Genomic DNA, 14,138 nt, shown 5'->3' with positions numbered 1-14,138 from the left:
CCACCGATGGCACTCATCGCGCTCGCCGTTCTGGGTGCAGCGATGTTCATCGGTATCGTCTGGCTGATGCTGCACCTGGACCGGCGCTACCAGCGAAAGGTTCAGCGCCTGCGGGACGACTGGGAGGCGTCGGGACGGTCGGAACCCTGGAAGCACGGGTGGTACGGCTGCGGCGGCGGCGGCGGTTAGCCGGCGTCGGTGACGTCCTCAGATCCCACTTGACCGCGCCGGGCCTGATTGCCGAGCACGGCGATCAGCGCCGTTCCACCAGCCCCCCCGGTGGATGTTCGTCAACGTCCTCGAGGAGCAGCTCCCGCACGGCCCGACGCGGTCCGTACGGTCGCAGCATGGTGCTGGCCGGGCGTGGACGCACGTGCTGCGGCCACCAGAACCAGCGCCCGAGCAAGGTGGCCAGCGACGGTGTCATGAACGACCGCACGATCAAGGTGTCGAACAACAGACCCAGCGCGATCGTCGTACCCACCTGAGCCATCACCCGCAGTGGACTGAACATGAACGTGGCCATGGTGGCGGCGAACACCAGCCCCGCGGCGGTCACCACCGAGCCCGAACCGGCCATCGCGCGGATCGTCCCCGTCTTGAGTCCGGCGTGGATTTCCTCCTTGAACCGCGATATCAGCAATAGGTTGTAGTCCGAGCCGACCGCCAGCAGCAGGATGATGGCCATCGCCAGCACCATCCAGTGCAACTTGATGCCGAGGATGTACTGCCAGAGCAGCACGGAGAGTCCGAACGAGGCGCCCAGCGACAGCAACACCGTGCCGACGATCACGAAGGCCGCCACGACGCTTCGGGTGATCACCAGCATGATGACGAAAATCAGGGTGGCCGCGGAGATTCCGGCGATCAGCAGATCGATGTTGGACCCGTCGTGCATGTCCTTGTACGTCGCGGCGGTACCGCCGAGGTAGACCTTGGCGCCCTCCCAGGGCGTGCCCTTGATCGCCTCGTGCACGGCCCGCTTGATCGGTTCGATCAGGTTGATGCCTTCCGGACTGGCCGGGTCGCCTTCATGCGAGATGATCAACCGGACAGCGTGCCCGTCGGGCGAGATGAACTGTTTGAGACCCCGTTCGAAGTCCGGACTCTGGAACGCTTCGGGCGGAAGGTAGAACGTGTCGTCGTTCTTGGCTTGATCGAATGCATCCCCCTGCGCGGTGGCGTTGTCGGCCTGCGCTCTGGCCTGGTCGTTGAGGCCCGTGGTGGTCGCATAGTTGGACATGATGGTTTCGAGATTGCGCTGCTGGCTCTCGATCTGCGGGGGTATCAACTCCACCAACTTGGGCTGAATCGCATCCAGCTTGTCCAGATTCGCGCTCAGGGCCAGGATGTTCTGCGCCACCTGGTCGATTCCGTCCAGCGCATTGAAGATGGACCGCAGCGCCCAGCAGATCGGGATGTCGTAGCAGTGCTTCTCCCAGTAGAAGTAGCTGCGAATCGGCCGGAAGAAGTCGTCGAACGTGGCGATGTCGTCGCGCAGCGCCTCGGTGATCTTGACCGTTTCCTTGGTGAGCTTGGTGGTTTCGTGCGTCGTGTTGCTGAGGTCCTGAGTGACCTGCATCTGCTCATGCAGCGTGGCCATCGTCTTGCGCAGCTCGTCCGCCTGGTTCAGCAGGTTTTGCGCCTGCTCGTCTTGGAAGTGCTGGGTCTGAATCCGTCCGGCGGCCTGGGCACCCATCTGAAAACCGAGGGTGCTGTGGTCCAGCGGCGTGCCCAACGGTCGGGTGATGGTCTGCACCCGGCCGATACCGGGGATGTGGAAGACCGCCTTGGCGACCTTGTCCAGGACGAGGAAGTCGGCCGAGTTGCGCAGGTCGTGATCGGTTTCGATCATCAGCAGCTCGGGATTGAGCCGAGCCTGGTTGAAGTGCCGGTCGGCGGCGGCGTAACCGATGTTGGCCGGGGTGTCCGACGGTAGGTAGTGACGGGTGTCGTAGTCCGTTTTGTAGCCGGGCAGCGCGAGCAGGCCGATCAGGGCGACCGCGATCGTGACCGCGAAAACCGGTGCGGGCCAGCGCACGATCGCGGTGCCGATCCGGCGCCAGCGGCGGGTCTGCAGCTTTCGCTTGGGGTCCAGGAGCTTGAAGAACGACGCAACGGTCAGCACCGCCGGGCCCAGCGTCAGCGCCGCGACGACCGCGACGAGCATACCGACGGCACACGGCACCCCGAGTGACTCGAAGTACGGCAACCGACAGAAGCTCAGGCAGTACATCGCGCCGGCGATGGTCAGCCCCGACCCGAGCACAACGTGGGCGGTGCTGTGAAACATGGTGTAGAACGCTTCTTCGCGCGTCTCACCCAAGCCGCGGGCCTCGTGGTAGCGGCCCACCACGAAGATCGCGTAGTCGGTCCCGGCGGCGATCGCCAGCAACACCAACAGGTTGTTGGCGAACGTGGACAGCCCGATGATCCCGTAGTTGCCCAGCACCGCGACCACGCCTCGAGCTGCCAGCAATTCGACGAAGACCATGAACAGCACGGCCAGGACGGTGACGACCGAGCGATAGACGAACAGCAGCATCACCATGATGACCAGAATTGTGATCAGGGTGACGACCGCGACGCCTTTCTCACCCGCGTGCGACTGGTCGGCGATCAGCGGACCCGCGCCCGTGACGTAGGCCTTGATGCCCGGTGGGGCGTGCACCGACTCCACGATCTTGCGAACGGCGTCGGAGGACTCGGCGGACAGGCCGCCGCCCATGTTGCCGGCGAGGTAGACCTGGACGTACGCGGCCTTCTGGTCGTGGCTCTGGGAGCCGGCGGCGGTCAGCGGATCACTCCAGAAGTCCTGCACGTGCTGGACGTGCTTCTTGTCGGCCTGGATTCGCCTGACGATCTCGTCGTAGTAGCGGTGCGCCTCCGGCCCCAGCGGTTTGTCGCCTTCCAGCACGATCATCGCCGAGGTGTCGGAATCGAACTCTTTGAACGTCGATCCGACCCGCATCATCGACTGGAACGACTCTGCGTCTCGGGGGCTCTGCGACACCGACTGCTTCTTGGAGACGACCTCCAACTGCGGCGCAATGGTGTTGGTGACAAAGACTATGCCCAACCACACCAGCACGATGGGCAGCGCCAGCCGATGGATCATCCGCGGCAGGAACGGCGGGATGAGCGGCTGGTCGACGCGCGGCGGCGCCTCGGCGGTCTCGCTCACGCGGACTTGTCCAGGCAATAGACGAAGGCGTTCACCGTCTGCTCGGGGCGCGACCGATTCGGCGCCTTGATGACGTCACCGCGTCCGTCGTTGTTGTTGACCAGGAACCGGCAAGCGATCCAGCTGCCGTTTCCTTGCGCCATCAGGTTGGCTGGGATCCCGGGCTTCGTTGACTTCAATTCCGTCTTCCACGGTAGGGGCACATTGAGAGCCTGCTGAGGATGAGAGTTTTCGTCGAGATAACTGATAGTCGCCGTGCTACCCGGTGCACCCCAGACCTCGAGGGTGATCGTCTTGGGGTTGAACTGGTCGATGACGTCACCGGACGAGCCGCCACCGAACGAACCGCTGTGCACGCCGAACACCCCGTGCAGTCGGTGGACCACGAACGCCGATACCGCGACGACGGCCACCACGGTGACGACGAGCCAGAACCGGGTGACGAGGCTCCACAGACCCTTGCGCTTGGTCTGGTCAGTCGCTCGATCACCCTCGCGGCCGGCAGAGTCCGGGGTCGTCAACGGTTCGGTCCTTGGCTCAGTCATCGTCATGGGCGCGCTTTCCTGATCAGTGAGAGCCGCGGAGAAATCAGCCTGTATTTCAACTCAGATACCCGTCTGACGCAAAACATTTCACGATCCTCACCCGTCATCGCGACCCCGGGAGTGAGCCGATGCAGGTGGCGGTGAGCACCCGGGTGAGCGCGGAGCCGAAGTCGATGTTCCATTCGGCCGGCAGCACCTCGGGTTCCTCCTCGTAGGCGTCCGAGATCTTCGCCGGCGGGTTGGCGATCTGCCAGAAGGCCGCCGCCAGCGAGTAGGCGGCGATCAGGATGTCGAACGCCCCCGGACGCCCCAGCGCGGGCAGCGCTTGTTCGATGGCGTCCGCCAGGGCGATCGCGGCGGCCGAGATGGTCCGCCGGATCTCGATGACCCGCTCGATCTCCACCTCGTGTTCGAGGTGCAGGTGCAGGTTGGCCAACAGGTCGCAGAACAACGGGTCGGCGGCCAGACCGCTGGCCAGCGTCTCGGCCACACGTTCCGGGGTCATCGGACCGGGTTCGGCCAGTTTGTCGCACACCGTGCCCGACCATTGCACCCAGCCCTCAGCAGCCAGATGCAGCAGCACCTCTTTGTGCGAGGTGAAGTAGCGGCGCACCGCCGAGTAGTGGATCCCGGCGCGACTGGCGACCGCTGTCAGGGTGACCGACGCGACTCCGGTCTCGACGGCCAGCGAGCGTGCGGCTTCTACCAGTGCCGCCGCACGTTGGCGCTTGTTCTCCTCGGTGCGGGCGCGTCGGAAAGCGAGTTGCGCCACTGGCAGAGGATAACGCACAACATGTGATTTGTATAACGCACGTAATGTGATTTGCGCAGGTAGAAGCCGGACGGTAGCGTCTGTTACGCACGTGATATGCGTTACAATTCGCAGCGCGAGTGGAAGGAGTGGACAGCCCGGTCGCGCGCCGTGCTTTACTTAGGCAAGGCTTAGTTGCTCTGGTCGACGAGATGCCGCCGGTGCACAGCACCGGTTGGGCGCCGCGGTCCGTATAACGCAAGAAATTCACGAATCTGCAAAGGGGTCTGCGATTTTCAGGCTGTTGTCGCGCACGTGGATCCCACTGACCGTGTTGGTGGTGGTGGCGGTCGGCGGATTCCTCGTCTACCGCGTGCACGGCTACTTCGGTTCGGAGAAGCGCGAGTCCTACGCCGACAGCAACTTGAAGAACCCTGAGCCGTTCGATCCCAAGCGAATCGTCTACGAGGTGTTCGGCCCGCCCGGTACCGTCGCCGACATCAGCTATTTCGACGTCAATTCCGATCCGCAGTGGGTGGAGAACGCACGGCTGCCCTGGTCGCTGCACATCAGCACCACCAAGGCGGCCATGGTCGGCAACCTCACCGCCCAGGGCGACAGCAACAGCATCGGCTGCCGGATCCTGATCGACGACGAGGTCAAGGCCGAGCGTCACTCCAGTGGCGTCAACGCGTTCACCTTCTGCCTGGTGAAGTCGGCGTGAGTACCGCCTACGCGCCGGTCGGCCCTCCCCCCGACCTCTCCAGCGAAGCCCACCGGCCGTTCATCGCGCGGATGATTCACGCCCTCGCGGTGCCGATCATCCTGTTCTGGCTGGTGGTCGTGGTGCTGCTCAGCATTTTCGTGCCGTCACTGGAAGTCGTGGGGCAAGAGCGCTCGGTCTCGCTCAGTCCCGCCGACGCACCGTCGTTCGTGGCGTTGAAGCACATCGGCAACGCATTCAAGGAGGGCGACACCGACAGCTTCGGGATGATCGTCCTGGAAAGCGACAAGCCGCTGGGCGACGAGGCGCACACCTACTACAAAGAGATGATCCGCAAGCTGCGGGAGGACAAGAAGCACGTCCTGAGCATCCAGGACTTCTGGGGCGACCCGCTGACCGCCGCCGGCGCGCAGAGCAACGACGGCAAAGCCGTCACCGTCCAGCTGACCCTCGCCGGCAACCAGGGCGAACCGCTGGCCAACGAGTCCGTGATGGCCGTCCGCAAGATCGTGGACAGCGTGCAGGCTCCGCCGGGGCTCAAGGCATATGTCACCGGCGCCTCGGCGCTGGCCGCGGACCTGCACGACAGTGGCGACAGATCCATGGCCAAGATCACCATCACCACGGTGCTGGTGATCACGCTGATGTTGATGTTCATCTACCGGTCGATCCTGACCGTGTTCCTGCTGCTGCTCTCGGTCGGCATCGAACTCAGCGCGGCACGCGGCGCGGTGGCGCTGCTCGGACACAACGAACTGATCGGGTTGTCCACGTTCTCGGTCAGCCTGCTCACGTCCTTGGCCATCGCGGCCGGCACCGACTACGGCATCTTCATCATCGGCCGCTATCAAGAGGCCCGCCAAGCCGGTGAGGACCGGGAAACCGCCTTCTACACCATGTATCACGGCACCGCGCACGTGATTCTGGGCTCCGGCCTGACGATCGCCGGCGCGTTGTTCTGCCTGCACTTCGCCCGGATGCCCTACTTCCAGACGCTGGGCATCCCGTGCGCGGTCGGCATGCTGGTCGCCGTCCTCGTCGCGCTGACACTGGGTCCGGCGATCCTGGTGGTCGCCGGCAAGTTCGGGGTGTTCGATCCCAAACGGGTGCTGTCGGTACGGGGTTGGCGACGGGTGGGTACCGCCGTGGTGCGCTGGCCGCTGCCGATCCTGGCCGTCACGCTCGTGATCGCGATCATCGGGCTGGTCACCCTGCCGGGGTACAAACCCAGCTACGACGACCGCGCCTACCTACCCGCTTTCATCCCGGCCAACCAGGGCTTCATCGTCGCCGACCGGCACTTCTCCCAGGCCCGGATGAAGCCGGAGATCCTGATGGTCGAGTCGGATCACGACCTGCGCAACCCGGCCGACTTCCTGGTGCTGGACAAGCTGGCCAAGGGCATCTTCCGGGTGCCCGGCATCTCCCGCGTCCAGGCGATCACCCGGCCGGACGGCACCCCGATGGATCACACGTCGATCCCGTTCCAGATGAGCATGCAGAACGCCGGTCAGCTGCAGACCATGAAGTACCAGCGCGACCGCATGGACGACATGTTGAAACAGGCCGACGAGATGACCAAGACGATCGCGCTGATGCAGAACATGTATGCGCTGATGTCCAAGCTGGTCGGAATCACCCACAAGATGGTCGGCGACACCGAGCAGATGCAGCAGATCACCAACGATCTGCGTGACAAGATCGCCAACTTCGACGACTTCTTCCGGCCCATCCGCTCGTACTTCTATTGGGAGAAGCACTGTTACGACATCCCGGCCTGCTGGACACTGCGCTCGATCTTCGACGCGTTCGACGGGATCGATCAGCTGACCGAGCAGCTGAATGTCCTGGTCGGCGACATCAAGCAGCTCGACGTGCTGATGCCGCAGATGATCGCCACCTTCCCGCCGATGATCGACACCATGGTGAGCATGCGGACCATGATGCTGACCATGCACAGCACCATGTCCGGGATCTTCGCCCAGATGGACGAGATGAGCGAGAACGCCACGGCGATGGGCCACGCGTTCGACGCGGCCAAGAACGACGACTCGTTCTACCTGCCGCCCGAGGTGTTCAAGAACGCCGACTTCAAGCGGGCAATGAAGAACTTCCTGACCGCCGACGGGCACTCGGCGCGGTTCATCATCCTGCACCGCGGTGATCCCGCCTCACCGGAGGGCATCGCCAGCATCGACCAGATCCGCACCGCGGCCGAGGAAGCCCTCAAGGGCACGCCGCTGGAGGACGCCAAGATCTATCTGTCCGGGACCGGGGCCGTCTTCAAAGACATCTCCGAGGGCGCCAAATGGGACTTGCTGATCGCGGGCATCTCCTCGCTGTGCCTGATCTTCATCATCATGTTGCTGATCACCAGGGCCTTCGTGGCCGCGGCGGTGATCGTCGGGACGGTCGCGTTGTCGCTGGGCGCATCCTTCGGCCTGTCCGTGCTGGTCTGGCAGCACATCCTGGGCATCCCGCTGCACTGGCTGGTGCTCGCGATGTCGGTCATCGTGCTGCTGGCCGTCGGATCGGACTACAACCTGCTGTTGGTCTCCCGGTTCAAACAGGAGATACACGCGGGCCTGAACACCGGCATCATCCGGTCGATGGGCGGCACCGGGAAGGTCGTGACCAACGCCGGCCTGGTGTTCGCGTTCACGATGGCGTCGATGATCATCGGTGACGCGCGGATGATCGGGCAGGTGGGTACCACCATCGGTCTGGGCCTGCTGTTCGACACGTTGATCGTGCGCGCGTTCATGACGCCGTCGATCGCCGCGCTGCTGGGTCGCTGGTTCTGGTGGCCGATCCGGGTGCGGACGCGGCCCGCCCGCAACCCCGCCCTGCCGCGCGACGACCAGCCGACCGACCGGATGCTGGCGCTCAGCGACCAGCGTTAGTCCGGCCGGCCCGGCCATCCGGCCGGCCGCCGACTCCGAATATCTGGTGTGCAGCCACAACACCAGTCCCGGGCGGGGAAGCCGACGGCGGTCTACCGCACCACGGTCAGCCAGTCGCAGCAGGTTCCGGCGCATCGCTCGTTTCAGCGCCGCGGTTACAGCTGGTACGTCGACGTCGACCGGCTTCCCCGGTTGCCGTGGTTGAGGGCCGGCTTGCGGGACCGGGTGACCGCGGTGTTCGCCGAGCACGGCGTCGAGATGCCTGACGGCCGCATCACCGGGTTGCTGCCCGCCCGCGCGTTCGGGCACGTCGTCAACCCGCTGAACATCTTCTGGTGCCACGACGGTGACGGCCTCCTGCGATACGTGATCGCCGAAGTGCACAACACCCGTGGCCGGCACACCTATCTGCTGCCGCCGGCCGAGGTACCGGTGTTGGTCCGGACGCAGTCCCCCGACGGCCAATGCCTGCTGCTCGCGCCGGTGCCCGAGCGCGAGGTCGACATCATGGTGTCGTTGCACCCCGAGTCCCGGTTGGCGTTCACCGCCACTGTGCGTGGCAAGCGGCTGTTGCCGAGGGCAGTGCTGCGCCGGTTCGCACGTCGGCGGACACAACGGGCCGGACAGGCAGCGATCGGCACCGCGGCTGCCGAAAAGCGGGAGCGGGCGGCCGATCTCGCGTCCGGGCCGGCCCGACAGCCATGACCGACGTCCCCAACCTGGCGCAATCGGGCGTTAGGCTACCGACGATGACCGCCCCGCCGACCCCCAGTGGCGACCTGGATGCGTTGCTGCGCCGGGTCGCCGCGCGAGACAACGGCGCGTTCGCCGCTTTCTACGACCAAACCAAAACCCGGGTGTACGGGCTGGTGACCAGGGTGCTGCGCGATGCCGGATACAGCGAAGAGACCACCCAGGAGGTCTACCTGGAAGTGTGGCGGACGGCGTCGGACTTCGACTCCGCCAAGGGGTCCGCGCTGGCCTGGCTGATGACCATGGCACACCGGCGCGCGGTCGACCGGGTGCGCAGCGAGCAGGCCGGAACCAAACGCGAATCACGCTACGGCACAGCGTATCTCGAGACAGCGACCGACGTCGTCTCGGACTCGGCGATAGCGGGTGACGAGCGGCGCCGGGTGATCCGGTGCCTGGAGGCGCTGACCGACGCGCAACGCCAGTGCATCGAGCTGGCCTATTACGGCGGCCTGACCTACGCCGAGGTGTCGCAGCGGCTGGCCGCGAACCTGTCCACGATCAAGTCCCGCATGCGCGACGCGCTGCGCGGCCTGCGCAACTGTCTGGACGTGGCATGAGCGCCCCCGACGATTTCGAGTTGCTCGAGCTGGCGGCCCCGTATGCGCTGCACGCCCTGACCGACACGGAGCAGGCCGAGATCGACGCCCGGGTTTCGTCGGCGCCCGCGCCGGTCGCCGCGGCCTTCGCCGACGAGGTCCGCGCGGTCCGGGAGACGATGGCGGTGTTGTCGTCGGCGAATGTCGCCGAACCACCGGACCAGTTGCGCGCGGCGGTGCTCGCCCTGACCGCCCCGTCCGCTGCGCCGACCCGGCTCCGATCACGTTGGCGCACTGCGGTTTTGGCGGCCGCCGCGGCGATCGCGGTGGGCCTGGCAGCGTTCGGTGTCGGGGTGTGGATGCGGCCGGCGCCCACGCAGACGGTGGCCGAACAGATTCTGGCCGCGCCCGACGTGCGGACGGTTTCCCGCCCGCTGGGGCCGGGGATCGCCACAGTGATGTTCTCCCGCGACCGCAATGCCGGTGTGCTGGTGATGAACAACGTGCCGCCGCCGGCGCCGGGCACCGTCTACCAGATGTGGCTAATTGGTGCAGACGGCACGACGTCGGCGGGCACGATGGGCACCACGGCGGTGTCGCCGGCCACCAAGGCGACGCTGGACAACCTGGGCAGCTCGACGTCCCTGGCGTTCACCGTGGAGCCCGGCACCGGCTCGCCCCAGCCGACCGGCGCGGTCTTGGCCGAGTTGCCGCTGCGCTGAGCGTCGCCCACCCGGGCAGCTACTTCGCGATCCCCCGCAGATACGCCGCCTGGCCCAGGTGCTGGGCGCAGTCGTCGATGATGCTGACCAGCCGCGCGCTCGCCGTCACCGGCGGGTCCCAGTTGGTGTCCACGATGCGCGCCAGTTCGTCGGCGGTCACCGCGGCGACGTAGTCGAGGGTGAAGGCGTGCACCGCGCGGTAGTAGCCGGCCAGCAGGGCGGCCGGCGCGCGCACTTTGGCCACGTCCCGGGCGCTGTGGCCGTACCCGATGTCGTTGCGCGGCAGGTCGAGCGCGAACCGATCGACCCAGCCGTCGCGCAGCCACACCTGCTCGGCGCCGGCGATGTCGGCCACCTGCAAGTCCTGCACCCGGGCGCTGTGCCAGAGCAACCACGCGATGCTGTTGGCCTGCGGCGTGGGCCGGTAGCCGGCGATCTCGTCGGTCAGCCCGTCGGTGAGTTCGTCGCTGTGTTCGATCAATCGGGTGAACGCGTCGCGCAACAGTTCCCGGACCGCGTCATCGCTTCCTGGCATACGCGCGACGCTACGCCCTGGCGCCGTGCCAGACGGCTTCGACGTTGTTGCCGTCCGGGTTGCGCACGAAGGCGCCGAAGTATCCGGGGTGATACTCCGGCCACCGCCGCGGCGGGTGCAACGACTCCGCACCCAGCCCCACCGCCGTCTCGTAGAAGGCGATCGATCACGGTCGTAGATTAGTTGGATGAGCTATGACCTCCTCATCCGCAACGGCACCATCGTGGACGGTCTGGGAGGTGAACCGTTCACCGGCGACGTCGCGGTACGCGACGGCGTGATCGCGGCGGTGGGATCGCTGAACAGCGCCGACGCGGCGCGCGAGATCGACGCGACGGGCCTGTTGGTCACCCCGGGCTTCGTCGACCTGCACACCCACTACGACGGACAGGCCATCTGGTCGGACCGGCTGACACCGTCCTCGGCGCACGGCGTCACCACGGTCGTGATGGGCAACTGCGGGGTGGGCTTCGCGCCGTGCCGCAAGGAGGACCACGAAGTGCTCGTCGACGTGATGGCCGGGGTCGAGGACATTCCCGGCGTCGTCATGACCGACGGGCTGCCGTGGACCTGGGAGACGTTTCCCGAATACCTGGACGCCATAGAGTCGCGGCGACGTGACATCGATGTGGCCGTCTATCTCCCGCATTCCCCGTTGCGGGTGTACGTGATGGGACAGCGCGGCGCCGATCGCGAACCCGCCACCGCCGACGACCTGGCGAAGATGCGGGAACTGGCCAAAGAGGCGATCGAAGTGGGCGCGCTGGGTTTCGCCTCGTCGCGGCTGACGATCCACAAGACCGAGAGCGGGGCGCCCATCCCCAGCTACGACGCCGCCCGCGAGGAGATCGAACAGATCGCCCGCGGCGTCGTCGACGGCGGTGGCGGTTTGCTGCAATTCGTCCCCGACCTCCCCGCCGGGGGCTACCAACCGGTGCTGCAGACGGTGTTCGACGTCGCCGAGGACGTCGGGCTACCCCTCACCTTCACCCTGATCGTCGGCAACACCGGTGAGCCGTTCTGGCCCGACGCCATCACCATGGTGGAGAAGGCCAACAAGAACTCTGGTGCCGGCGGGACGCAATTCACCGCGCAGTTGCTGCCGCGCCCGATCGGGCTGATCATCGGGTTGCAACTGTCGGCCAACCCGTTCGTCCTCTACCCCAGCTACCGCGAGATCGCCGACCTGCCGCTCGCCGAGCGCGTCGCCGAAATGCGCAAACCCGAGGTGCGCGCCCGCATCCTGGCCGACAAGCCCGGCACCGGGCATCCGATCCTGTACGTCGCGCAGGCCTGGGACTGGATCTTCCCGCTGGACGACAACCCCAACTACGAGCCGGACCCGTCGGACAGCATCGCCGCCCGCGCCGCCGCCCGCGGCGTCAGCGCGCTGGAGGAGGCCTACGACCGCCTACTCGACGACGACGGCCGGGCCATGCTGCTGGTCGCCACCAGCAACCTGGAGAACAACACCCTGGACACCGTGGGCGACCTGCTGCACCGCGACGACGTCGTGCTGGGCCTGGGCGACGGCGGTGCGCACTACGGCATGATCTGCGATGCCAGCTACTCGACGTACTTCCTGACCCATTGGGCACGCGACCGCGCGACCGGACGGTTCACCGTGCCCGAAGCCGTCCGCGAACTCACCTCGGTGCCGTCCCGCATCGCCGGGCTGGCCGACCGCGGCCGGATCGCCGTCGGCTACAAGGCCGACCTCAACGTCATCGACCACGCCGCGCTCCGGCTGCACAAACCGATCATCGCCCACGACCTGCCGGCCGGCGGCCGGCGGCTGGATCAGACCGCCGACGGCTACGTCGCGACGGTGGTTTCCGGCGAGCTGATCGCCGAGCACGGCGTGCCCACTTCGGCCCGCCCGGGGCGCTTGATCCGAGGCCGTCGACCCGCCCCCGAGCCCGTCTGACGCCTTTAACGGGACCCTGTTGGAGCCCTGAGAATTGGCCTTAGCGGGTTACCCGATAAGCCCACGGTAACCAGCCCCGGCGGGTAGGTTTGGGTGGTGACAAGCCCGCATTTCGCGTGGTTGCCGCCAGAGATCAACTCGGCACTTATGTTCGCCGGTCCCGGTGCGGGACCGCTGCTGGCTGCTGCCTCAGCATGGGCTGGACTGGCCGAGGAATTGGCGTCGTCGGTGGCGTCGTTCACCGGTGTCACACAGGAATTGACCACCTCTTCGTGGCTCGGTCCGTCGGCCGCGGCGATGATGGACGTCGCCACCCAGTACATGGCCTGGCTGAGCGCGGCGGCCGTCCAGGCGGACCTGGCGGCGGCACAGGCCACCGCGACGGCGTCGGCGTTCGAGGCGGCGGTGGCGGCCACCGTGCAGCCCGCGGTGGTGGCGGCCAACCGCGGCCTGGTGCAGATGCTGGCGTCCACCAACTTCTTCGGCATGAACTGGCCCGCGATCATGGACACCGAGGCCGCCTACGAGCAGATGTGGGCCCTCGACGTCGCGGCCATGGCGAACTACCACTTCGACGCGTCGGCGGCCGCCGCCCAGCTGGCCCCGTGGCAGCAGGTGCTGCGCAACCTCGGCATCGACATCGGCAAGAACGGTCAGATCAACTTCGGCTTCGGCAACACCGGCAGTGGCAACATCGGCAACAACAACGCCGGCAACTACAACCTGGGCAGCGGCAACAGCGGCAGCGGCAACGTCGGGGCCGGCAACACCGGTAGCTACAACCTGGGCGGTGGCAACACCGGCATCGGCAACCTGGGCTTCGGCAACTTCGGCAGCAACAACTTCGGCTTCGCCAACACCGGCAGCGACTCCTTCGGGTTCGGCCTGACCGGTGACCACCGATTCGGCTTCGGCGGGTTGAACTCGGGCAGCGGCAACACCGGCTTCGGCAACTCCGGCACCGGCAACACCGGCTTCTTCAACTCCGGCACCGACAACATGGGCTTCGGTAACTCGGGCAGCCTCAACTCGGGTCTGGGCAACTCGGGAAGCGCCAACACCGGCTTCGCCGGCATGGGGCCGTGGGGGTCGGGACTGTACGGCGGTGGCCTGGGCGCCGCGACCGGCCTGGAGGCGAGCCTGACCAACTCCGCGCACTACGCCACCGGCGGGTTGGGGACCGCGGCCCTGGGTTCGGGACTGCTGGGCTCGGCGCTGGCGAACACCGGCAGCCTGCATTCCGGTCTGGCCGGCGCGCTGAACGCCGGCATCGCCCCACCCGTCGTCGCCTCGGCCGCCGGACTGGATTCCGCCGGACCCGGCCAGGTGTCGGCCAACCCGACCAGCAGCCCGGCCGCCAACTCGGGGCTGCGCACCACCAGCAGCAACGTGACCGGCTTCACCATGGCGCGCGAGGCGGGGCTGGGCACCCCGAACCTGCCCAACGACGGCATCCCCAGGTCGGGTTTCTATCCCGAGTCCCAGCGCGACACCGCCGGTCAGAGCCGGGTGATCAAGTTCCCGGTGAAGTCGGACTGACGCCTATCCTCAGTCA

The 14,138-nt window shown here is 66.6% G+C and carries 12 protein-coding genes and 1 pseudogene; 8 read left to right on the top strand and 5 right to left on the bottom strand.

The window, feature by feature from the left end; translation table 11 throughout:
* Positions 1-6 precede the first annotated feature (6 nt).
* Positions 7-189: a hypothetical protein gene (locus AC5Y47_RS14600; RefSeq protein WP_499944711.1), complete on the top strand. Its 183-nt coding sequence runs from the start codon at positions 7-9 to the stop codon at positions 187-189.
* A 64-nt stretch (positions 190-253) separates the two neighbouring features.
* Here the strand turns inward: AC5Y47_RS14600 and AC5Y47_RS14595 are convergent, their stop codons facing one another.
* From AC5Y47_RS14595 to AC5Y47_RS14585, 3 genes are all read right to left on the bottom strand, one after another.
* Positions 254-3,184 (bottom strand): MMPL/RND family transporter, encoded by a 2,931-nt coding sequence (locus tag AC5Y47_RS14595; protein WP_499944710.1) that lies wholly within the window; start codon positions 3,182-3,184, stop codon positions 254-256.
* Entirely contained in the window at positions 3,181-3,735 is a 555-nt protein-coding gene (locus AC5Y47_RS14590) for an MmpS family transport accessory protein (RefSeq protein WP_499944709.1), read from the bottom strand. Before AC5Y47_RS14590 ends, AC5Y47_RS14595 begins: the two co-directional genes overlap by 4 nt.
* 97 nt (positions 3,736-3,832) lie before the next feature.
* The gene (locus tag AC5Y47_RS14585) at positions 3,833-4,519 is read right to left on the bottom strand and encodes a TetR/AcrR family transcriptional regulator (protein ID WP_499944708.1); all 687 of its coding nucleotides are present in this window, start codon (positions 4,517-4,519) and stop codon (positions 3,833-3,835) included.
* Positions 4,520-4,781: 262 nt separating this feature from the next.
* Between AC5Y47_RS14585 and AC5Y47_RS14580 the strand changes: the two genes are divergently transcribed.
* The 5 genes from AC5Y47_RS14580 to AC5Y47_RS14560 all read left to right on the top strand — a co-directional run bounded on the left by AC5Y47_RS14580 (position 4,782) and on the right by AC5Y47_RS14560 (position 10,121).
* Complete coding sequence (locus tag AC5Y47_RS14580; RefSeq protein WP_499944781.1) at positions 4,782-5,204, top strand: MmpS family transport accessory protein; 423 nt, start codon at positions 4,782-4,784, stop codon at positions 5,202-5,204.
* Between the two features lie 71 nt (positions 5,205-5,275).
* Entirely contained in the window at positions 5,276-8,107 is a 2,832-nt protein-coding gene (locus AC5Y47_RS14575; protein WP_499944780.1) for an MMPL/RND family transporter, read from the top strand.
* 48 nt (positions 8,108-8,155) lie between these two features.
* Positions 8,156-8,812 (top strand): DUF1365 family protein, encoded by a 657-nt coding sequence (locus AC5Y47_RS14570; protein ID WP_499944707.1) that lies wholly within the window; start codon positions 8,156-8,158, stop codon positions 8,810-8,812.
* Positions 8,813-8,856: 44 nt separating this feature from the next.
* On the top strand, positions 8,857-9,420 hold the full coding sequence (locus tag AC5Y47_RS14565; protein WP_499944706.1) for a sigma-70 family RNA polymerase sigma factor: 564 nt from the start codon (positions 8,857-8,859) through the stop codon (positions 9,418-9,420).
* Entirely contained in the window at positions 9,417-10,121 is a 705-nt protein-coding gene (locus tag AC5Y47_RS14560) for an anti-sigma factor (protein ID WP_499944705.1), read from the top strand. The genes AC5Y47_RS14565 and AC5Y47_RS14560 overlap by 4 nt, the downstream gene beginning before the upstream one ends.
* A gap of 19 nt (positions 10,122-10,140) precedes the next feature.
* Here AC5Y47_RS14560 and AC5Y47_RS14555 read toward each other — a convergent pair whose 3' ends face one another.
* Entirely contained in the window at positions 10,141-10,656 is a 516-nt protein-coding gene (locus AC5Y47_RS14555) for a mycothiol transferase (protein WP_499944703.1), read from the bottom strand.
* Between the two features lie 10 nt (positions 10,657-10,666).
* A pseudogene (locus AC5Y47_RS14550) lies at positions 10,667-10,816 on the bottom strand (VOC family protein); the annotation flags it as partial.
* A 27-nt stretch (positions 10,817-10,843) separates the two neighbouring features.
* Between AC5Y47_RS14550 and AC5Y47_RS14545 the strand changes: the two are divergent.
* Positions 10,844-12,583 carry an N-acyl-D-amino-acid deacylase family protein gene (locus AC5Y47_RS14545; protein WP_499944702.1) on the top strand — a complete coding sequence of 580 codons (1,740 nt, stop codon included), beginning with the start codon at positions 10,844-10,846 and terminating at the stop codon, positions 12,581-12,583.
* Between the two features lie 96 nt (positions 12,584-12,679).
* Complete coding sequence (locus tag AC5Y47_RS14540; RefSeq protein ID WP_499944701.1) at positions 12,680-14,122, top strand: PPE family protein; 1,443 nt, start codon at positions 12,680-12,682, stop codon at positions 14,120-14,122.
* Positions 14,123-14,138: the final 16 nt, after the last annotated feature.

Source organism: Mycobacterium sp. NGS22 (genome assembly GCF_059813095.1).
This window is presented reverse-complemented; position numbering and strand designations above follow the sequence as displayed.

Coding starts and splice junctions, on each gene's coding strand:
- AC5Y47_RS14560 (WP_499944705.1), top strand. CDS start 9,417: ATGAGCGCCCCCGACGATTTCGAGTTGCTCGAGCTGGCGGCCCCGTAT.
- AC5Y47_RS14545 (WP_499944702.1), top strand. CDS start 10,844: ATGAGCTATGACCTCCTCATCCGCAACGGCACCATCGTGGACGGTCTG.
- AC5Y47_RS14600 (WP_499944711.1), top strand. CDS start 7: ATGGCACTCATCGCGCTCGCCGTTCTGGGTGCAGCGATGTTCATCGGT.
- AC5Y47_RS14590 (WP_499944709.1), bottom strand. CDS start 3,735: ATGACGATGACTGAGCCAAGGACCGAACCGTTGACGACCCCGGACTCT.
- AC5Y47_RS14575 (WP_499944780.1), top strand. CDS start 5,276: ATGATTCACGCCCTCGCGGTGCCGATCATCCTGTTCTGGCTGGTGGTC.
- AC5Y47_RS14555 (WP_499944703.1), bottom strand. CDS start 10,656: ATGCCAGGAAGCGATGACGCGGTCCGGGAACTGTTGCGCGACGCGTTC.
- AC5Y47_RS14565 (WP_499944706.1), top strand. CDS start 8,857: ATGACCGCCCCGCCGACCCCCAGTGGCGACCTGGATGCGTTGCTGCGC.